Here is an 18999-nt window from a genome sequence, read left to right as displayed (position 1 = left end):
GTGATTATATCAACGGATATTACAATAATGTTAGACCACATCATTATAATGCTGGTTTAGCGCCGAATGAATCTGAGGTTAGATATCAAGATTCTAAAACTGTGGCCAAAATTAGTTGACCACTACATTAATAACATCACGCAATATCATTAAAATTGCAATTACATGAGTGACTAACTGTGCAGTTTTATTACGTCTAAGCATTCTACCTCCTGTTTTAGTTGAGCTAATAAATTAAGTTCTGCAAAAGAGGCATACGAGTTACCAATGATTAAATGATCTAACACCTCAACATCTATCAACGATAAAGCTTTGATTAGCTTACCTGTTATAAGTTTATCCGCTGTAGACACCTCCACGCTTCCTGAAGGGTGATTGTGAGCGAGTATTACACTAGCTGCGTTAACCCTTAATACGTCCTTTACAACCTCTCTGGGGTACACTGAAGCTGAATTAATAGTGCCAAAGAAGAGCTCTTTATATTCAATGATTTCGTTGTTATTGCTCAGATAAATGATTGAAAAAACTTCCCTTTCATAATTACCTAACTTCAGTTTTAAAAAATCCACAGTTGCTAAAGGTGAATTAATTTTCCCTTCTCTTTTTAATCGTCTAAATAAAATTCTTGATGCTAAATCAACAATTTCATCATCAGTCAAAATTGTATTGTTTCTGCTTGGTAGTTGCTGGCTTTTTAACATGTGGACCTCTTATGAATTGTTTGCTCATAAAAGTGATATAGATTTCAAAACATTTGGAATAGTGGTTGGGAATTTAAGAAAGCCCAGAAGTATTTTTTTACACAACTCCCTCATTAGATGACAAAAATTAGGAGTCATCAAATGAGATTAATTAAATTAAAAGAGGTAATGCATAAAACATCACTTGGTCATTCAAGTGTTTATAAGTTTATTTCTGAAGGCACATTTCCAAAGCAAGTATCACTAGGCGCTAAGTCAGTGGCGTGGCTTGAGTCAGATATTGATAATTGGATTATGGAAAGAGTAGAAAAAAGTTGCTCATAATAAAAAAGTCTAATATTTTATAAACTATTGGATTTATTTTGGATATTGATATGGATATAAGAACACCAACCTTACTAACCTTACTAACCTTAGTTCTTCTATCTTTAATTGGTTGTGGGCGTTCAGAAATAGAAGCGCCAAATCTTGAAACTGAATCACCGTATTTATGCTCAACGGTAAACGACTTGGTTGTGGTAGGTGAGCAAAGACAAGCTGACAGAGTAATGGAAATGAGCTTGTCTATCATGTCACGGGAGTATGGTAAAGATTCATTAATTGAAAGGTTTTATAATTCGCATCTCACGAAAAATCCATACAAGAGAATATTTCGAAGTAATTTCTACAGAGTTTGTGAATCAAGTGCATCATTAGGTATTAATGATGCGGCTACCCTTAGTTTGACACAGCTCTATCAAGATATTTCAAATGATGCAGGTCTAGCAACTTGTAATTCATTTAATAATGGAATGTTGAGTTTTGATGACATTATGTCAGAGCTTTTAAATCCAACTGTTGGTAAATCAAATCAATACCTATCAACAACTAAAATGGTTCTGAAAGATTCAGATTATGGCTCTAATTATATTGAAAATAATTTAGTAAAGGGGTGTGAAGAACAACCAGAGTCAATAATAGTTGATGTTGCAGTTAAGCCACTAAGTGATGCCGGGTGGGCCATTGTAGAAAAACAAGCTGATAAAGAAAAACTTAAAAAAGAAGAAGAGAATATAGCTAGAGAAAAACAAAGAGTTACTCAATTTAATATGAAAGTTCGCGAGTTTTCAAAAAGTATTTTTTTTACGGGCGAAGCTAGCTGTGCACGATTTAGTACACAAAATAGCACATTAGTGAGTGCTGAAAATGGAGCTGATATAAGCAAATTAAGAGAGGGAGTTAGGGCTACACTAACAGAGTTGGCCAAAGGTCTTTTACCCTATCAAAAGTTAGTTTTTGATTCATTAATAGAAAGTGATGTTGATAGCCTCTCTCAAAGTGTAGCAAGAATTTGCAACGAAAAAGATTATAGCTTGTTGGGTAGCCTAATGAGGGTAGGGAAGATCTATAATGAGAAAGGGGCTATAGAGAATGATCTAATTTCTATAAAGAATACAAAAAGAGACGATGCTTCCTATAAATCTTTGCGTCAATTTAGGCTATGCAAAGCTAATAATTTTTATAACGCTCTTTGCTTCGACGAAGCTAACACTTATTATTCTTATTACCTCATTGAATCTGAAATAGAAAAGTTAACAAAGTCTAAGCGGTTAATAAATAGTAAAATTACTGGAGAAAGTAACCAAAATAAAGTTAATTACGAAAAGGTATCGGCTTATCGTGATGAATTGCAGTTGATTGAATCTAAATTATTTATGGCAAAAGAGCGAATGATTGACCTTGAAAAAGAGGCTATAAGTACTGAGGTTTTTATTGAAAACTAAATAAATAAGATATGAAGTGTCTTGATTATAAAACAAGCCTTCTAGAATAAAGGCTCCAATAACCGTTATTATAAGTGTTTTATTCAACTTTCTAATATAGCATCAAAAATAGGGGAAACTGCATTACCTAGCATTTTGTTAAGCATTTGGGCTTATTTCAGAGGTTTCTTGTACATTACGAAATATGTTTTTAGACCGTGCGCTTTTAATTGGGCAATCTGGAGGTGATGATGTCGGTTTCTTCTCACCTCTATTGTGTTAAGCGCCTTTCGACGCTTATATATTTTAAGGCTTTAAGAAGCCTTTTTATGTTCAGCTTTTGTTGCTTTAGCTGTGTGGAGAGTCTCTATAACCTGAACAGCTAAAGCATCTACAACCTTCATACAAACTGAATTACCAAATTGCTTGTATATTTGGCCTTGAGATACTGCATCAACAATGTACTCTTCAGGAAAGCCTTGTAATCGAGCACACTCTCTAGGTGTTAGCTTACGAGGGCGTTTATCAAGTTCTGATTGATCAATTAAAATTTCAGAGCCGTCTTTGTAGTAACGAGCACTGATTGTATTTGCATATTCACTTTCAGCATTAAACAGCGAGTAACCAAAGCCATTACCTTTGGTTTTATGTTCTGCTTTCCTGCGCTGGTGGCCTGCCCACAATTTTTCAGATATTGTAAATTTATCTTCACTAGGAGCTATAGTGCTTAAGTCTTCTAAAATATCACCTACTCTTGTTGCTGTTTTAGGTGGGGTTGGCCAGCTAAATGCTTCACCAAAGTCACAGTCTTTAAAGTAATTCTTATCAAACCCTACTATGAAAACGCGCTCTCGGTTTTGAGGAGCGCCAAAATCACCCGCCCTAAGTACTTTATAATCAACCCAATAATTTAACTTCTCTGATAGCGCATGTCTTGTCTCTTTACTTAAAGGCACATCTTCTGGAATTTCTAAATCAAAGTTACCTCTTAAAATATCTAAGATAGTATTTAAAGTACGGCCTTTGTCATGCCCCTGTAGTTGCTTTACGTTTTCAAGAACGAAAGCTTTAGGTTTTTTCTCTGTAAGTATCCTTTGAATTTCAAAAAACATGGTTCCACGGGTATCACTAAAACCTTGTTTGAGGCCAGCTTGAGAAAAAGCTTGGCAAGGGAAACCACCTAGGAGTATGTCATGCTCAGGAATATCCGAAGCAGCTATTTGAGTAATATCACCATTTGGCATTTCACCAAAATTAGTAAGATATGTTTTTTGCGCAAACTTATCCCACTCAGAGGTAAATACACAGTGTCCACCGAGCTTTTGAAAAGGTAATCTGATCCCCCCAATCCCTGCAAATAAATCTATAAATGTAAATTCAGATTCTGATATAGGTTTCTGTTTAAAAGGTGCATTATCTAAATGAGACTTTAACTCTGACTCTAGGTTGAGTATATCAGCTAGCTTTTTTGCTGTAGGCTTATGTTCGCCAGTTTCCCACCCTCTTACTGTTCGCTCGCCAGTAGAAGCCATACCAAGTAAGTTCGCAAATTCAGTACGTCCTAAACCTAAGTTTTCTCGTATACTTTTGATTTGACTTGCTATATCGTTATTCATTGAAACAGTACTCATTATGCTATTTAACTTATCCGGTTTTAGTCCTGGTAGCATAGCACTGTATAAATGATCAGACAATATGTGAGAGGGAATTTTGCTACAAAATCTCAATACCTTAATTGATAAATGTCAAAACCAATTCGATGAATTAAATTATTCTAGTGATGTTCAAATCGATGAAGAGCTAAAAGTACGATTAATAAAAGCTCTCGCCAATGTTGATTCGTCTGGAACACACGTCATAAATCCATTCTCAATTACGTTTATTGGAAAGGCAGGCCTACGTGCAGATGTACCATCGTCTGGGTTGTGGTATGCCCTTTGCTTTAGTGACTTATATGGTGCTATTTTCGAGTATAAAAGTGTTATAGATGAGATCAAAAAAGGTTTAAGAGCAGAAGGCTATAACGCAAAAAATATTGATACCTACTTGAAACAATTTCCAAGTGAGCTTTGGGGGAGTCAAGGTTCAGAAATAGAGAAAGATTTTGTCAAAATTTTGGATACCCTCATCACTAATACAGATGAGAAAGACTTTTTTATAAAGTTTATGTCAGATCGTGATTGGTGGATAAAAACTGGTCGTAAGTCTGAGGCTGCGAAAGGTAAAACTTTAGATCGTAGTGATGTTTATGAATCAAGTATCGCATTAGCTTGTAATTTAGTTGTAGCTAACTCGTCAAAGCTTAAAGTCCTTATAAATGCCTTTAATCAAGATGTAGATTTAAAGACATACTTCTCGAACATGAATGTAGAAGAGTTTGAGATCAAAGATAATACCATTACAGAGTTACAAACAACTTATACAACTAATAACTTAAAAGCCATAAATAAGATTTACTATGGTGCGCCAGGGACAGGGAAGAGTCATCGTATAAACAAAATAACTGAGTACCATTGTCGCTACACAACGGTTTTTCACCCTGACACACAGTACAGTGATTTCGTAGGCGCTTTAAAGCCAGTTATGATAGATTCGAATGGTGAAAAAAAGATTTCTTATGAGTTTAGACCAGGGCCATTCACTAAGGCATTGATAGAAGCTTTAAATGATACGAGCAAACATGTTTTTCTTGTAATTGAAGAGCTTAATAGAGCACCTGCAGCAGCTGTTTTTGGTGAGATATTTCAGTTACTAGATCGAGATATGAATGGTGAAAGCCAATATAAGATAGAAGCTTCTGATCCCGATATGTTGCTTCATATTAAAGAAAATCTAAAAGAGCCAAATAAGTTTAATGAGCTTTACTTGCCTTCTAACCTATCAATTCTTGCCACTATGAATAGTAGTGACCAATCAGTCATGCCAATGGACACTGCCTTTAAGAGGCGTTGGTTATTTGAATACTTACCTATAGACTTTAAGCTGGCAGGGTATGGTAACTTTAAACTCCCGTTTGCTGATGATTCAAAACATGAAGTGCCTTGGAAAATATTTGCTGAAGTTATCAATAACACTTTGTCTTCTTTACAAGTACCGGAGGACCGACTTTTAGGCCATCGCTTTGTTTCCGATGAAGAGCTCACTACTATTGAAGAAGCTAATAATACACTAAAAGGAAAAATATTAGTTTACCTCTGGGATGATGTACTTCGTCATGGAAAACGTGATGTGATTTTTAATACATCAGTTGCAGGTACTTTCGGTCAATTGTCACATCAATTTGGAGAAGGTAATCCTATCTTTTCTGAAAGTTTTGAGGCTAAGTTATCAGAGGCATTAATCGAAGCGCAAAAAGATCAAGAATTTGTCGCAGATGAGCAACCAGAATAGATTTAATTAAAAATGCGTAAATTACATCTATTTGAAGATAGGCAAAGCATTGTTAAAGCTATGCCCAAGAAGCTAGTTCAAAATTTGAATAAGCAGGGGCTACTTTACGGTAATGGACAAAAAGTTATGTTTTGCGGCTTAATTAACTTTGACGATCAAATTGCTGTATTTCTTCCCCGAAATAGTGACTATGTAGAAATCGATGAGTCAAGCACGAAGAAGGTATGTGCAACTTTATTGAAATCACTTAAACGTTATTTAGATGATAAAGATAATGCCATAAGTGCTGATGAATTAGTTGATGAAGGTATTCATGGGCAAGAGTACCTAGGCTTAATATTTGCTTTATTTGAAGACTACTTCAACAACGGTCTTTTCACACGTCGAGTATCTGAAAGAAAAGTAAACTCAGGGAAAGTAGATTGGAACCGTACGATTAAGCAATCTATACCGTATATGTCTGTTGATAGTTCTGTTTACTTAGAATTAGCAGGTTCTATAAAACGAGTATATTCCAACTGTGAAACCGCAAAAATTCATGCGGAAGTTTTACGTAATTTAGATCAAAAATTCGGCTGGTTAATTAACGATGATGATGAAGCCATAACTAAGCAGCTTATCGATGTTCCTGTTTCATTAATGGACAAGGGTGCGAAGCTTTATCACTTAAACAGTGAGCTAACACGCGCTTACTCTGACCGTGATATCTATTTGATTAAACAATTAATTAGCTACCTTAAATTAGAAAGCATGTCACAGAAAAGTGATTTTTCTATTGGTATAAAAAAGTTTGAAGGTATGTGGGAGCATATGCTTTCAAAAACGCTTAAAAACGTTTTTCCTATTAATAAAAAACTAGCTAAGCCAGTATATAAAATAAATGGTGAATTAAAGCTGGCGAGTAGGAAAGGACAAAGAACCGATATAGTTCTCAGAGACCCTGAAACAGGGGGGTTTACAGTTATCGATGCTAAATATTACGCTGCGAAAAGCTTAGAAACAGCGCCAGGTTGGCCAGATTTAGTTAAGCAGTTCTTTTATGCAAAAGCAGTTAAATCAATTTACCCAGAAAATAATGTCTCCAATATGTTTATTTTTCCAGGTAAAAATGGGCCAATTGAATCAGCACATATGGCTGAACCAAGTAGACATGATATTCAAGGGGAAGATTTGCTTGTAGGCTACGGTGATATTAATTGCTTATATCAATGCCCATTGAACATACTTGATCTATATAATAAAAATAAAAAAAAGGATTTTAAAAATGCAGTTATCACCTAAAAGTGCTATTAAAATGGGGCTGGTTAAAGGTAAGAACGGTTGTGATCTGAACCCAGAAGAGTATGAGGGCAAGAGTAGTATAGATCTAGATGTAAGATCTATATTTTATAAAAATGATAGAGGTAAAATTTTTGAGTGTGATAGGTATTATCTAGAGCCTCAAGAGATGGCTTGTTTGACTTCCGAGCAAGTAATAAATGTAAAACCTGGTTATGTAGCCTATGTTTTTTTAAAAAATAGGCTTTCTCAGCAAGGGCTATTGGCATTTAATACAGGAATTATTGATAGTGGCTTTAGTGGTCCCATCTCTACTTCCGTTACTAACTTTTCACAAGAGCATATTCCGTTAGGTCGGGAGTTACCTGCTTCAGAACGTTATTTTTTTAGAGTGGTATTCCATGAAATCGGTTTTGATTCTGATGACCTTTTAAAATGTGATGAAAGAAATTACCCTTACCATACATATACTGCTAATCAAAAAAAGAACTTTAGACATTTACCTAAAAGCTTTTTAGACAGAGAAAAACTTCAAAAGACTGTTCGTGATGAAGTAAACAGCACTTCTTTATCAAGAGCTGCAATATATGCAGCTATATTTGCATTAGGAGCAACTTTTTTCACTGTAGTTATTCCGCCATTAGCCGCAGATGCCAGAAATTATTTCTATCATGATTTCAATTCTAAACTAGAAAAAGTTCAAACTGAATTGAAAGAAGTAAGAACAGAGTTGGAAGAATTAAAAAAAACTAAGTCCAATAATTAAAGGCATCAATTTTATTGCTGAACGAAAAAAGGAAGGCTTTTAATCTCTGATAAGTCTTCTTTTCCTTGTGGTTGCACAATTGAAAAGTTACTTACCTCAATTAGTTCTTTTTGGGCATTGAATGCAATAGATACACCAACTACGCGGGCAAGAAACTTATCATTTTTTCCATCACCAACAAACGCACATTCAGAGGGGTCAACACCATATTCTTTTACAATCTGTTGCATGAAGCTAGCTTTACCTTCGTTGTCTGTAGGCAAAAGGTTATAAAAATCTAAATTACCGCAGTCATCGAAAAAGTACTCACATGCACTAAAAGCATGGTCTATCTTTAGCTCTCGCTGTACCTTATCGGCTAAAGCCTTTATTCCACCACTAATTAATACGACCTTGGCATTAGTAGCTTTTATTGATGTTATTAGCTCATGAGCACCATTATGTAGCTTTGCTGATTTTACAATTTCATCTACATGCCATTTCTTAATACCATGTTCTTGTTGAATACGAATTGTATCTTTCATCCATTCTAAGTAGCCGTTATATTCACCAGCGTTCCAGCGATCTTTTGACAACTCTTCCTCTAAGTAACACTCCTCACTAATTAACTTAGCTAAAACAGTCCAAGCGCTAGGAGCAACCTTTCCATTATCTAAAGCGAAATCTTTTTGGAGTAATGTGCCCTCCATATCGAAGAACCATATTTTAGGAATGAAGTTTATTTTTGAATTGCTCATTTATATCTCTAGCTACTAAATCAAAGTCATTTTAGCATATTGATGGAATAGTCCTTAAGCTTTCTTTGTGGCTATTAAGTACTTTGTGGTTAGCAAGCTATAGAGGATTCAAAGTAATTCTCAAAGGAAGTTATCAATACTAAATTCATTATTTAACCTACACAACTTAGCCAAATAGTCTAAATCTAGGGGGGCATCTAATTGACTATTAAAAAAAGAAATGAACCATGCAACATTTCTTTTTTTATCTGTACATACTGTAAAGCCTTGCTTTCTATAGAAGTTATGTACCCGTACATCGTTGACTTGAGTGTAGCCAAATACAACATTAATATTTCTTTTCTTCGCATAATCAAAAGCATGTTTAACTAAAATAGAACCAAACCCCTTTCCTCTAAAATTCACCTGATCATTGTTTATCCATAGATCACGTATTTCTAGCTTTCCATCAGTTACACGCATTTGCATATGACCTAACTGAGAATTGGGGGTGATGCTTTCTATTATAAAATGCTCTGAGTCGCAGCAAAGTTTAATGCGATAATTATGCTCTATATACTCTTCTTCTTTCATAAATTCACGCTTGGATTGCTTGTCTGCCGTGGCTCTAGCCATTCTTCCAATTCAGTAATAACCTCACATTCGAAAGCTATTTTACCTTCACCAGCATAAACTTCCGGTACTTCATTATCTCCCTCATTAATAGCTTCGACAATTATATATCTAGACGTATCTTCCTCTCTTTGCTCTTCCTCAGCATAGTCCACCCATAGGACATAGTACTTTTCATTTTCTATAAAATAGAAGCTAGGGCATTGATCATTATGCCAGCTTTTATCAATTAGGTAAGGATGCTTTTTTAAGCTAAAGCCAAGATCAAAGTTTTGACCAAATTCTTGTTTGTATAATTCCATCTTAAACTCCTAATAATGAAAAAGAGCCACTCAACTGAGTGGCTCTTTTTCATGCATTTTTAAGATACTTTTATGAAGCTTTTTTGATCTTCATTTAAATAGTAATATTTCAATTTAAACCAGAGATTCTCTTTTAACTTGTGGAACCATGCCACATCTTCTTTTGTAGGTTTTTTTGACCCAACAATCCAAAACTCATCAGAAGGTTCTACGTCTGGATAGTACCCATACCTAAGTAGCTGGCCTATAGCCGCTTCAATTTCTTCAGTAGCAGCTCTTTTATATTTTAATTCAGCTGTTATTTTTTTTGAACCATCGGTTATAACTATATCTCTTTTAAAATTGAGATCATGGTATTGACGCTTTATAACTAACTCTGGGTTTTTAAGTTTGTACCATTGAACAAAATTATCTTCCATGAATTGTTCTTTCCTTTCACAGACCTTTTCAGATATAGCTCGTCTTATGTAAGTAGCTGGTCCTTCATTACGGACTTCAGATTGAATTTCATTATATAATGCATGATTTTCTTCGTCGTGAATAAAGCCATCACAGATGCCTGCTTTGATAAATGACTTTATTGCCTCAAACTGTTTAAGGTTATCTTCCTCTAGATAAAACAATATATCGTAATAGCTCTGTTTCTCATTGAAGCAATTTTCAGGTCGCAACAGTTGTGAAAGGTCTTCCGAGTAGAAGTAATCTGGAATATCTAAAGCGTTAACTCCAAATCTCACATTTACCCCATTTTTAGATGGTCTAGGATCAATTGATACTCGGCCGTTTTTATTACTAGGTCCAAATTTAAACTTGGCATTACCATCATTAACCCAGCCTTTATTGCTTCCCCTGTAGTGCAAATGTAAAAAATCTATAATGCTGTCAAGTAAAGGCTTGTAATTTGGGTTTTTAGAAAGCCATAGCATAGCTTGTTCTTTATCTTCAATTTCAGTTGCTCGACCTATTTTAGAATTCTTTTCGTCCATACTCATTTTTCCTTCCTAATACTTTTAATAAATGTTTACTATCAACTATTTATAACTCTAGAGCTAATTCATTTTTTTAATAGAGTTATTTCATTAACGCCAATAAAGGTGAAAATTTTTATTATTTGTAAATAGTCGCAATTTTTTATAAAGAACTAATATAGTGTTTTGTAGTAAACTACGCACTATTAGTTGAGGTGATAAATCGAAATTATTCACCCAGTACCCCACACAGTACCCCATGGTGTTATGGGTTGAAATAAAAGGTTTATATATCAGATGAGTAGGTCAGGAATACAGTGGTTCCCTGGGCACATGAATAAAGCCCGTAATGAGATTAAAGAAATAATGCCGCAAATGGATGTGATCATTGAAGTGCTTGATGCACGCATTCCTTACAGTAGTGAAAACCCTATGGTAACCACGCTTCGTGAAGGCAAGACGGTCATCAAAATTTTAAATAAGGCTGATTTAGCCGACCCTAAAATGACCCAAGCGTGGAAAGACTATTTTGAGCAAGAAAGTGGCGTTAAAGCCATCGCGTTTGGTCATGATAAAGCCGCTGAGGTGCACAGAATTAATGAGCTTTGTAAAAAATTAGTGCCACATAAAGTGGGCGCCGATAAGCAAATTAAAGCCATGATCATGGGTATTCCAAATGTGGGCAAATCAACGTTAATTAACGTATTAGCTGGGCGCATAGTTGCAAAAACGGGTAACGAGCCTGCGGTAACAAAAGCGCAGCAACGTATTAAGCTTGAAGATGGCATTATGCTTTACGACACGCCGGGTATGCTGTGGCCTAAAGTAGAAAACGAGAACTCGGGTTATCGTTTAGGTGCCACCGGTGCAATACGTGACACAGCGCTTGAATACGAAGATGTGGCAAGTTATACCGCAGAGTATTTATTAAAAGCCTACCCAGAGCTTTTAAAAGCACGCTATAAAATAGATGAACTGCCAGAAAGCGACTGGGAGTTTGTAGAAATGGCCGGTAAAAAGCGTGGTTGTATTCGTGGCGGTAACCAAATAGACACCTATAAAATGTCTGAAATACTGATTAACGAATTACGTGATGGGATTATCGGCCGTATTACCATGGAAACCCCAGCCATGCGTGAAGAAGAAGAAATTATGGTAGCTGGCTTACGCGCCGCTGCAGAGGCCAAAAAAGCCGCTAAAGAAGAAGAGAAAAAACAGCGCCGTGCACGTGCACGTAAAAACCGCCGTTAATATGTGAATTTATGTGAGTATATTACTTACTAAATTACAGACATAAAAAAAGCCCGTAAGGGCTTTTTTAGTTTCATATCTACCGTCACCGATATGAGCAATGTAGCAAGTAAAATAGTAGGGCGGTTACTTATCATCAACATCAAGGGGCGTTGCGGTTCATAACAAGTAACCATAGCTGTTTACGTGCGCCACACGTTGTTTCAGGGTCGAGAAACAAATTAGTTCATTCCGTCACAAGTGGGTATGCATTCCCGCCTTATTGATATTGATTATCAGTTAGATCTAATAAACTGTCAACACCTAAATGCAAATAATTCTTATTTTATTAAGTGCGTTTTTTAGTCATCGCATAGGTGTACTTCACTACCCTTCTTATTAATTTTTGTTTATGTCTATTTTGTTCATGGTTTTTATGAACAAAATGTACTTTACCGTCATCAATGCACCTTTCCCTCAAAATATTTCGTTAATTTCACGTTAACAATAAGCTGCGCTTTAGATAGCAGTTTGTCGTCGCTTATCTACCTGACAATAAAGATACAAACACAGCGTGGAGAAAATAATGAAAGCAAGTAACACACAGCTCGCTTTAGCAATTACAGCAGCGTTGGCTAGCACATCAGCTTTAGCCGATAACGATACTCAAAAACTACAAGCACAATTAGATGCATTGCAAAAAGAAGTTAACTCTTTAAAAACATCAAGTGGCTTTAATTTGGAGTTTGGAGGACGAGTACAGCTTGATTACAACTATTTTGAAGGTGCCTATAACGCAGGCAATGATGGCTCAGGAGGGAGCGACTTCTTCCCTCGTCGTATTCGTACCTACGTAGAGAGCGAGCATGGAAACTGGGATCACAAATTACTTTTAGAATTTGGCGAAGGGGATGCCGAAATTGTACTTGCCCGCGTGCGTTACGCCTTTGAAAACGGTCTTAAAATTAAAGCGGGTAAAATCCGTGAAGACATGTCGCTAAACGCACTTACTAGCTCAAAGCACATTAATACTATTGAGCGTAGTACGCTTGCTAATACTTTCTCGCCTTTTTTCCGTTGGGGCGTATCTGCTTATCAATACTTTAAAGACTCAGGCTTTCGATATGCCGTTGGGGTTTATAAAAATGATGCCTTTGGTGCAACGGGTAACGATGAAAACGACCGTCTAACGCTTGCTATTACAGGGCGTGCTACGTGGTCAAGTGCAGCACCTGGTGACGTGATTCATTTAGGTGCATGGCATTCATACCGTGATATGGGTGGCAATGAACTAGGCGAGCGTTTTGCGCGTGGTGAAGTGCGCGAAACTAATGTACGCCTTGTTAATTATGCTACAGGCGGTAAAGCGGTAGCACTGGATAGCTTATCGCAGTCTGGGCTTGAATTTGCTTTTCAGGCTGACTCTTTAACATTAGAGGCAGAATACGCAAGCCGTGCTTTAGATGCGCTCAATAGCAGCGATGATCTAGATGGCGAGCGCTTTGACGGCTTTCATATCTCAGCAAGTTACTTTTTAGGCGGTGAGCAACGACAGTATAAAGCTGGCTCTGCACTATTTGTACAACCTAAAAATATTAAAAATGCATGGGAGTTAGTTGCTCGAGTTTCGCAAATGGATGCAACGAGTAAAAACCAAGGTAGCGAAGTAACTACCTACACACTTGGTACAAGCTATTACGTTAGTAGTGACATTAAATTTATGGGCAATCTTATCTACAGCGATGTAGATGGCCCAGGTACCGCTGCGCTTGTAGGTGATGAAGACTCTGGTATGGGATTTAGTGCACGTATGCAGTATTTATTTTAAGGGGACACACAATGAAATTATTTAAGTCAGTTAAAACAACATTATTAGCGGCATCATTAGTACTAAGCAGCCCTATGGCATTGGCCGATATTCACTTTTTAGTACCAGCAGGCCCAGGTGGCGGATGGGATACAACTGCGCGCGGTGTAGGTGAAGGTTTAGTAAAGGCTGGCATTGATAATAATGCGTCTTTTCAGAATATGTCGGGCGGTGGCGGCGGGCGGGCCATTGCCTACTTAATAGAATCAGGTACTAAAAAAGGCGATATATTAATGGTTAATTCAACGCCTATTGTATTGCGAGCCTTAACGGGGAAAATTCCCTATAGCTACCGAGATTTAACACCAGTAGCAAGTATGATTGCTGATTTTGGTGCCTTTGTTGTTCGTAACGATTCGCCCTATAAAACCTGGCAGGATGTTATTAAAGCGCTTAAAGAAGACCCAAGCTCAATTAAAGTAGCGGGTGGTTCTGCCCGTGGCAGTATGGATCACTTAGTTGCTGCACAAGCGGCTAAAGCAGGCGGAGTTGATGGCCGCAGAATTCGTTACATTCCTTACGATGGCGGTGGTAAAGCAAAAGCTGGTTTACTCTCTGGTGAAGTAAACTTACTTTCTACCGGTTTAAGCGAGGCGTTAGAAGTTGCAAATGGCGGACAGGCGAGGGTGTTAGCAGTTACATCGCCAGAAGCTTTAGCGGATTACCCTAAAATACCTACGTTAAAGTCGATGGGTTACGATATGGAGTTTGTTAATTGGCGTGGCTTTTTTGCTGCTCCTAATTTACCTGCCGATAAACTAGCTCAATACACCGAGAAACTTCGTAAATTACAATCAACTCCTGAGTGGGAAACTGTTCGTGCACGAAATGGCTGGTTAAATCTCTTTCAAGAAAAAGATGAATTTATCCAGTCACTCGAAAAACAAGAAGCGCAGCTTAAAGTGGTAATGCAAGAGCTTGGCTTTATTCACAAAGCGGATTAATCGAGGTTTTTATGATGAATCGCGAACTACTAGGGCCAAGTTTATTCTTGGCGCTATTTACACTCTACGCCATTGTGGCGTGGCAAATTCCACTATTACCATTTGAAGAATACGAAACGGTTACTTCTGCCACATTACCAAAAGTATACGCAGCTTTTGGCATTGTGGTGTGCTTGCTTTCTATCGGTTCTACTTTGCTTAAACCACACGAAAAAGCGGCAAAAAACCAGCCTCTAGAAAAATCGCATGTTGTACGAACTTTAGGCTTATTGGTTTTAATGGTGATTTATAGTGCAATGTTGGAGCCTGTTGGCTTTTTAATCTCGACCAGCGCCTTTTTATTAGCGGGTTTTTTTGTAATGGGTGAAAGGCGCAAGAAGATTCTATTGTTTGCCTCTATTCCTGTTGCCGTAGTGTTTTGGTTTTTGATGACTCAAGTATTAGGTATTTACTTGGTTCCGGGCGATTTATGGAGTTAAGTTATGTTTGATGGAATTATGCTTGGTTTGTCGACCGTGCTCGACTTTAATAATTTAATGTATGTGATAGCAGGCTGTTTGGTGGGTACTTTTATTGGTATGTTACCTGGGCTTGGGCCAATAACGGCTATTGCATTGATGATCCCTATTACTTACAGCATAGGTGCTGATTCAGGGATGATTTTAATGGCTGGGGTTTATTATGGCGCTATTTTTGGTGGCTCTACATCATCCATTTTAATAAATGCGCCAGGGGTGGCGGGTACGGTGGCTTCATCTTTTGACGGCTACCCGTTAGCAAAGCAAGGGCATGCTGGTAAAGCCTTGGCTATTGCCGCTTACTCCTCATTTATAGGTGGAACTATAGGCGCCATACTACTTATGGTTGCCGCACCTCTACTAGCAAAGGTGTCGTTGAGCTTTCAATCTCCTGATTATGTTGTGCTAATGTTTTTAGGTTTAACAGCCATTGCTGCATTTTCAAATAAAGGCCAATTTTTAAAAGCAATGATGATGACAGTATTTGGTTTAATGCTGGCAACGGTAGGTATAGATCCATCCTCGGGCACCGAGCGATTTACCTTTGGACAAGCCGACTTACTCGATGGTATTAGCTTTTTATTAATTGCAATGGCAACGTTTGCACTTGCTGAGGCATTAATTAATGTTGTTAAGCCAGAGAAGAAAGACGCTAAAAGTCTTAATGATTCAGATACGCCGCAAATAGGTTCAACTAAATTAACAAAAGACGAAGTTAAAGATATGGCGCCGGTTGTTGGCCGTTCGTCATTTTTAGGATTTATTGTTGGTGTTTTACCTGGCGCAGGAGCCACTATTGCAAGCTTTATGGCCTATGCCACTGAGCGAAATTTGGCACCTAAAGGCCTAAAAGAAAAATTTGGAAAAGGCTCTTTACGTGGTCTTGCCGCTCCTGAGTCTGCAAATAATGCAGCATGCACAGGCTCATTTGTACCTTTATTAACATTGGGGATTCCAGGCTCTGGCACGACGGCCATAATGCTAGGAGCATTAATAGCATATGGTATTCAGCCAGGCCCTATGCTCATGCAAGAAAACCCAAGTGTATTTTGGTCTGTCATTGTAAGCATGTATTTTGGCAACATTGTTTTATTGATTTTAAACTTACCTCTCATTCCTTATTTTGCAAAAGTATTGGCAATGCCAAAGTCGGTATTAACCATTATGATTTTGTTCTTTAGCTTAATTGGCGTGTACTTGGTGTCGTTTAACACATTCGACTTATTTATGATGGTTGGTGTTGCCTTGGTTGCGTTAATATTACGCCTATTGGCCTTTCCAATGGCTCCTTTGTTACTTGGCTTTATTTTAGGTGATATGATTGAGCGAAACTTTCGTCGCTCAATGATGATTTCGGATGGCTCTTTAAGCTTTTTATGGGATAGGCCACTCACATTAAGTATTTTTATACTTTCTATTTTAGTGTTGTTGTTCCCATTAAAAGATTATTTGAAGCAGCGCCGTGCGGATAAAACAGCTTCTAGGTTACAGCAAGAGCAAGCTTAATAAGGACGTTAATGACAAACACCAACAAACCAAGCCCATTGCAGAGCATGGTAAAAAAACCTAAACGATTAGAAACACGTTTAATTATTTGGGTAACTGGGCTATGTGTTTTACAAGCAATATTGTTTGGGGCGTTGGTGTATCAGCTTACGGCGCAAAGTTTACATAATCACATAGGTGATAAAGCACTCGCTGTAGCAAGTAGTGTCGCAACACGTACCGATGTAATAAATGCGTTAGAGGGAAAAGGTGATTTAACTGCATTGAATTTGCAAATAGAGAGCCTTACGGAGCTAACAAACGGTGATTTTATAGTGGTTGGCGATATTAATGCACTGCGTATTATACACCCTGATGAGCACAAAGTTGGCAAACCTATGGTTGGTGGTGATAGTCAGGAGGCTCTTCAAGGCGAGCGCTATATATCGGTAGCTCATGGCAGCATGGGGGAATCAATTCGCGGTAAAGTACCTGTATATAATGCTAACAATGAAATTATAGGCTTAGTGTCTGTTGGTTTTTTGGTGCAATCAATTAATCCGCTTATTTTATCTCGTAGTGCTGAAATACTTATTTGGGGGCTGATGCTTGTTGGATTAAGTATTATTGCCGCGGTTTATATTGGTCAACGAGTACGTAATGCTATATTTGGTTTGCAACCAGATGAAATAGCAAGATTATTTTCAGAGCAGGATGCTATTTTAAATACTGTACGTAGCGGCATTATTGCACTGGAACCTGATGGAACCGTGCGTAAACTAAATCAACGTGCCTGCGAAATACTTGATAAGCCTACATCTACAATCCATAAAAACCTTACTCTAGAGGACCTATTGCCTGAGCATGCTGAGTTTTTACTGCGCAATCAAAGCCGCAAAATCGTTGGGTTTGAGTTATTTGCTGCAGATAAACGAATTATTTTGTCGCGGTTTTCTTTACAAGTTCAAGGTCAGGATGATGGTATTTTGCTCAGTATGCGCCCGTCTGATGAACTGGAATATTTAAGTCAGCAGCTAACAAAAGTACAAGCATTTGCTGAGTTACTTCGTGTTCAAACACATGATTACTCGAATAAATTAAACCTAATTGGTGCTTTAGTACAAATGGGCAAAAACGAGCAAGCAATTGAACTTATAGGGCAGGAAAGTCAGGGTTCACAAGCACAAATTCACAACTTACTTGAGCGGATTCAAGACCCCGTATTAGCTGGTTTATTGGTGGGAAAATACCACAAAGCACGAGAGCTTAATGTTGCTCTTGAGCTTAACCAAGATAGTTTGCTTGGTGTTATAGAACGTAAGGATATGCTTGAACGAGTGGTTTCTATTTTAGGCAATTTAATAGATAACGCCATTGAAGCTGCTATTAGAGCATCTGATACTCGCCCTGCCAAAGTAAGGGTAACAGTTGACGAAACCAGTCAAACTTTATTGTTTGATGTGGAAGATACAGGGTTTGGCTTAGGCTCTGATCATGAAGTCATTTTTACGCCTCAATTTAGTTCTAAGTCTGGGGCGCAACACGGTATTGGATTGTACTTAGTAAAAACCAATTTAGACTCCTGCCGTGGTAGCTTAGAAATTGGTGAGTCGGATTTATTAGGGGCGCGGTTAAGTGTTTACATTCCAAAATAATAAGAGTAATTAAGCAATGACCTATTCTGTAATTATAATTGAAGACGAAGTTGAAGTTGCACAGCTAATTGCCCAGTACTTATTACTGCCGGGGGGCGCTGCAGGAAGTCAAATTGCAAAACAGAGTTTACGCCAAGGACAGTACCAAGTGGTTGGAATTGCAGGTAATTTAAGTACTGCAACAGCTCTATTGCAAGCGATAGAGGCAGATCTTATTTTACTCGATATACATTTACCTGATGGTAACGGACTCGATTTATTATCAGATTTACGGCGTCGTGAAATTAAGAGCGAAGTGATGCTACTAACGGCTGCCAAAGAAGTTGAAACACTTGAAAAAGCAATGCAACTTGGTGCCTGTGACTTTTTAGTTAAACCGTTAATGTTAAATAGATTAGATCAAGCTCTTTCGCGCTTTGAGGCGCGTCAACAGTGTTTTTCTGATGCAAACGAAGTGACCCAATCAATGGTTGATGTGTTATTCGGCTCAAAAGAAAAAAAACAGGGTGCTATTAGGCTGCCCAAAGGCGTTGACCAGCTTACATTGCAAAAAATCCATGATGCATTCGTACAGCATGATTCAAGTGCATTTACTGCTCAGCAAATGGGCGATTTAGTGGGGGTAAGCCGCTCAACTGCTCGTCGCTATTTAGAGTTTTTATTAGAGTCTGAAAAGTTAAGTGCTGATCAAAGCTACGGTAGTATTGGCAGGCCAGAGCGTTGTTACAAAATAATTAAGTAACTGAGTGCTCTTCAGATTACAAGAATAAAACATAATATTTTTAATGGGTTACATAATAATCA

The 18999-nt window shown here is 37.6% G+C and carries 18 protein-coding genes; 12 read left to right on the top strand and 6 right to left on the bottom strand.

From position 1 onward, the window contains the following. Positions 1 to 173: 173 nt before the first annotated feature. Positions 174 to 701: a RadC family protein gene (radC, locus tag PSI06_RS13485; RefSeq protein ID WP_273603958.1), complete on the bottom strand. Its 528-nt coding sequence runs from the start codon at positions 699 to 701 to the stop codon at positions 174 to 176. A gap of 141 nt (positions 702 to 842) precedes the next feature. On the opposite strand from radC, the gene PSI06_RS13480 reads away from it, so the two are divergent. Both PSI06_RS13480 and PSI06_RS13475 read left to right on the top strand, forming a co-directional pair. Next, complete coding sequence (locus PSI06_RS13480; RefSeq protein WP_273603959.1) at positions 843 to 1025, top strand: AlpA family transcriptional regulator; 183 nt, start codon at positions 843 to 845, stop codon at positions 1023 to 1025. Between the two features lie 50 nt (positions 1026 to 1075). Continuing rightward, a complete protein-coding gene (locus PSI06_RS13475) occupies positions 1076 to 2464 on the top strand; it encodes a hypothetical protein (protein WP_273603960.1) in 1389 nt (462 codons plus the stop codon). Between the two features lie 293 nt (positions 2465 to 2757). Here the strand turns inward: PSI06_RS13475 and dcm are convergent, their stop codons facing one another. Then, a complete protein-coding gene (gene dcm, locus PSI06_RS13470) occupies positions 2758 to 4059 on the bottom strand; it encodes a DNA (cytosine-5-)-methyltransferase (RefSeq protein WP_273603961.1) in 1302 nt (433 codons plus the stop codon). Between the two features lie 94 nt (positions 4060 to 4153). Here dcm and PSI06_RS13465 point away from each other — a divergent pair, with 94 nt between their 5' ends. The 3 genes from PSI06_RS13465 to PSI06_RS13455 are packed head-to-tail and all read left to right on the top strand — an operon-like array spanning position 4154 to position 7877. Next, entirely contained in the window at positions 4154 to 5833 is a 1680-nt protein-coding gene (locus PSI06_RS13465; protein WP_273603962.1) for an McrB family protein, read from the top strand. Between the two features lie 12 nt (positions 5834 to 5845). After that, a complete protein-coding gene (locus tag PSI06_RS13460; RefSeq protein ID WP_273603963.1) occupies positions 5846 to 7114 on the top strand; it encodes an LlaJI family restriction endonuclease in 1269 nt (422 codons plus the stop codon). Then, complete coding sequence (locus PSI06_RS13455) at positions 7098 to 7877, top strand: dCTP deaminase domain-containing protein (RefSeq protein WP_273603964.1); 780 nt, start codon at positions 7098 to 7100, stop codon at positions 7875 to 7877. Before PSI06_RS13460 ends, PSI06_RS13455 begins: the two co-directional genes overlap by 17 nt. Positions 7878 to 7888: 11 nt before the next feature. Here PSI06_RS13455 and PSI06_RS13450 read toward each other — a convergent pair whose 3' ends face one another. The 4 genes from PSI06_RS13450 to PSI06_RS13435 all read right to left on the bottom strand — a co-directional run bounded on the left by PSI06_RS13450 (position 7889) and on the right by PSI06_RS13435 (position 10514). Then, on the bottom strand, positions 7889 to 8614 hold the full coding sequence (locus tag PSI06_RS13450; protein WP_273603965.1) for an HAD family hydrolase: 726 nt from the start codon (positions 8612 to 8614) through the stop codon (positions 7889 to 7891). A 120-nt stretch (positions 8615 to 8734) separates the two neighbouring features. Further along, positions 8735 to 9187, bottom strand: coding sequence for a GNAT family N-acetyltransferase (locus PSI06_RS13445; protein ID WP_273603966.1), 453 nt, complete (start codon positions 9185 to 9187; stop codon positions 8735 to 8737). Further along, positions 9184 to 9528: a hypothetical protein gene (locus tag PSI06_RS13440; RefSeq protein WP_273603967.1), complete on the bottom strand. Its 345-nt coding sequence runs from the start codon at positions 9526 to 9528 to the stop codon at positions 9184 to 9186. The genes PSI06_RS13445 and PSI06_RS13440 overlap by 4 nt, the downstream gene beginning before the upstream one ends. A 59-nt stretch (positions 9529 to 9587) precedes the next feature. Beyond that, positions 9588 to 10514: a hypothetical protein gene (locus PSI06_RS13435; protein WP_273603968.1), complete on the bottom strand. Its 927-nt coding sequence runs from the start codon at positions 10512 to 10514 to the stop codon at positions 9588 to 9590. Positions 10515 to 10793: 279 nt separating this feature from the next. Between PSI06_RS13435 and ylqF the strand changes: the two genes are divergently transcribed. The 7 genes from ylqF to PSI06_RS13400 all read left to right on the top strand — a co-directional run bounded on the left by ylqF (position 10794) and on the right by PSI06_RS13400 (position 18937). Next, on the top strand, positions 10794 to 11747 hold the full coding sequence (ylqF, locus tag PSI06_RS13430; RefSeq protein ID WP_273603969.1) for a ribosome biogenesis GTPase YlqF: 954 nt from the start codon (positions 10794 to 10796) through the stop codon (positions 11745 to 11747). Between the two features lie 565 nt (positions 11748 to 12312). Continuing rightward, positions 12313 to 13554 (top strand): OprO/OprP family phosphate-selective porin, encoded by a 1242-nt coding sequence (locus PSI06_RS13425; RefSeq protein ID WP_273603970.1) that lies wholly within the window; start codon positions 12313 to 12315, stop codon positions 13552 to 13554. A gap of 11 nt (positions 13555 to 13565) precedes the next feature. Continuing rightward, positions 13566 to 14537, top strand: a complete 972-nt coding sequence (locus PSI06_RS13420) for a Bug family tripartite tricarboxylate transporter substrate binding protein (protein ID WP_273603971.1) — start codon at positions 13566 to 13568, stop codon at positions 14535 to 14537. Positions 14538 to 14548: 11 nt separating this feature from the next. After that, a complete protein-coding gene (locus tag PSI06_RS13415) occupies positions 14549 to 15016 on the top strand; it encodes a tripartite tricarboxylate transporter TctB family protein (protein WP_273603972.1) in 468 nt (155 codons plus the stop codon). A 3-nt stretch (positions 15017 to 15019) separates the two neighbouring features. Then, the gene (locus tag PSI06_RS13410; RefSeq protein ID WP_064385956.1) at positions 15020 to 16561 is read left to right on the top strand and encodes a tripartite tricarboxylate transporter permease; all 1542 of its coding nucleotides are present in this window, start codon (positions 15020 to 15022) and stop codon (positions 16559 to 16561) included. Positions 16562 to 16572: 11 nt separating this feature from the next. Beyond that, complete coding sequence (locus tag PSI06_RS13405; RefSeq protein ID WP_273603973.1) at positions 16573 to 18195, top strand: ATP-binding protein; 1623 nt, start codon at positions 16573 to 16575, stop codon at positions 18193 to 18195. A gap of 16 nt (positions 18196 to 18211) precedes the next feature. Then, positions 18212 to 18937 carry a response regulator gene (locus PSI06_RS13400; RefSeq protein ID WP_004587464.1) on the top strand — a complete coding sequence of 242 codons (726 nt, stop codon included), beginning with the start codon at positions 18212 to 18214 and terminating at the stop codon, positions 18935 to 18937. The last annotated feature ends 62 nt before the right edge of the window (positions 18938 to 18999 follow it).

It is taken from the genome of Pseudoalteromonas sp. GABNS16E (assembly GCF_028598715.1).
Lineage (GTDB): Bacteria > Pseudomonadota > Gammaproteobacteria > Enterobacterales > Alteromonadaceae > Pseudoalteromonas > Pseudoalteromonas atlantica.
The sequence above is the reverse complement of the archived record's forward strand: the minus strand, read 5'-3'. Positions and strand labels throughout refer to the sequence as shown.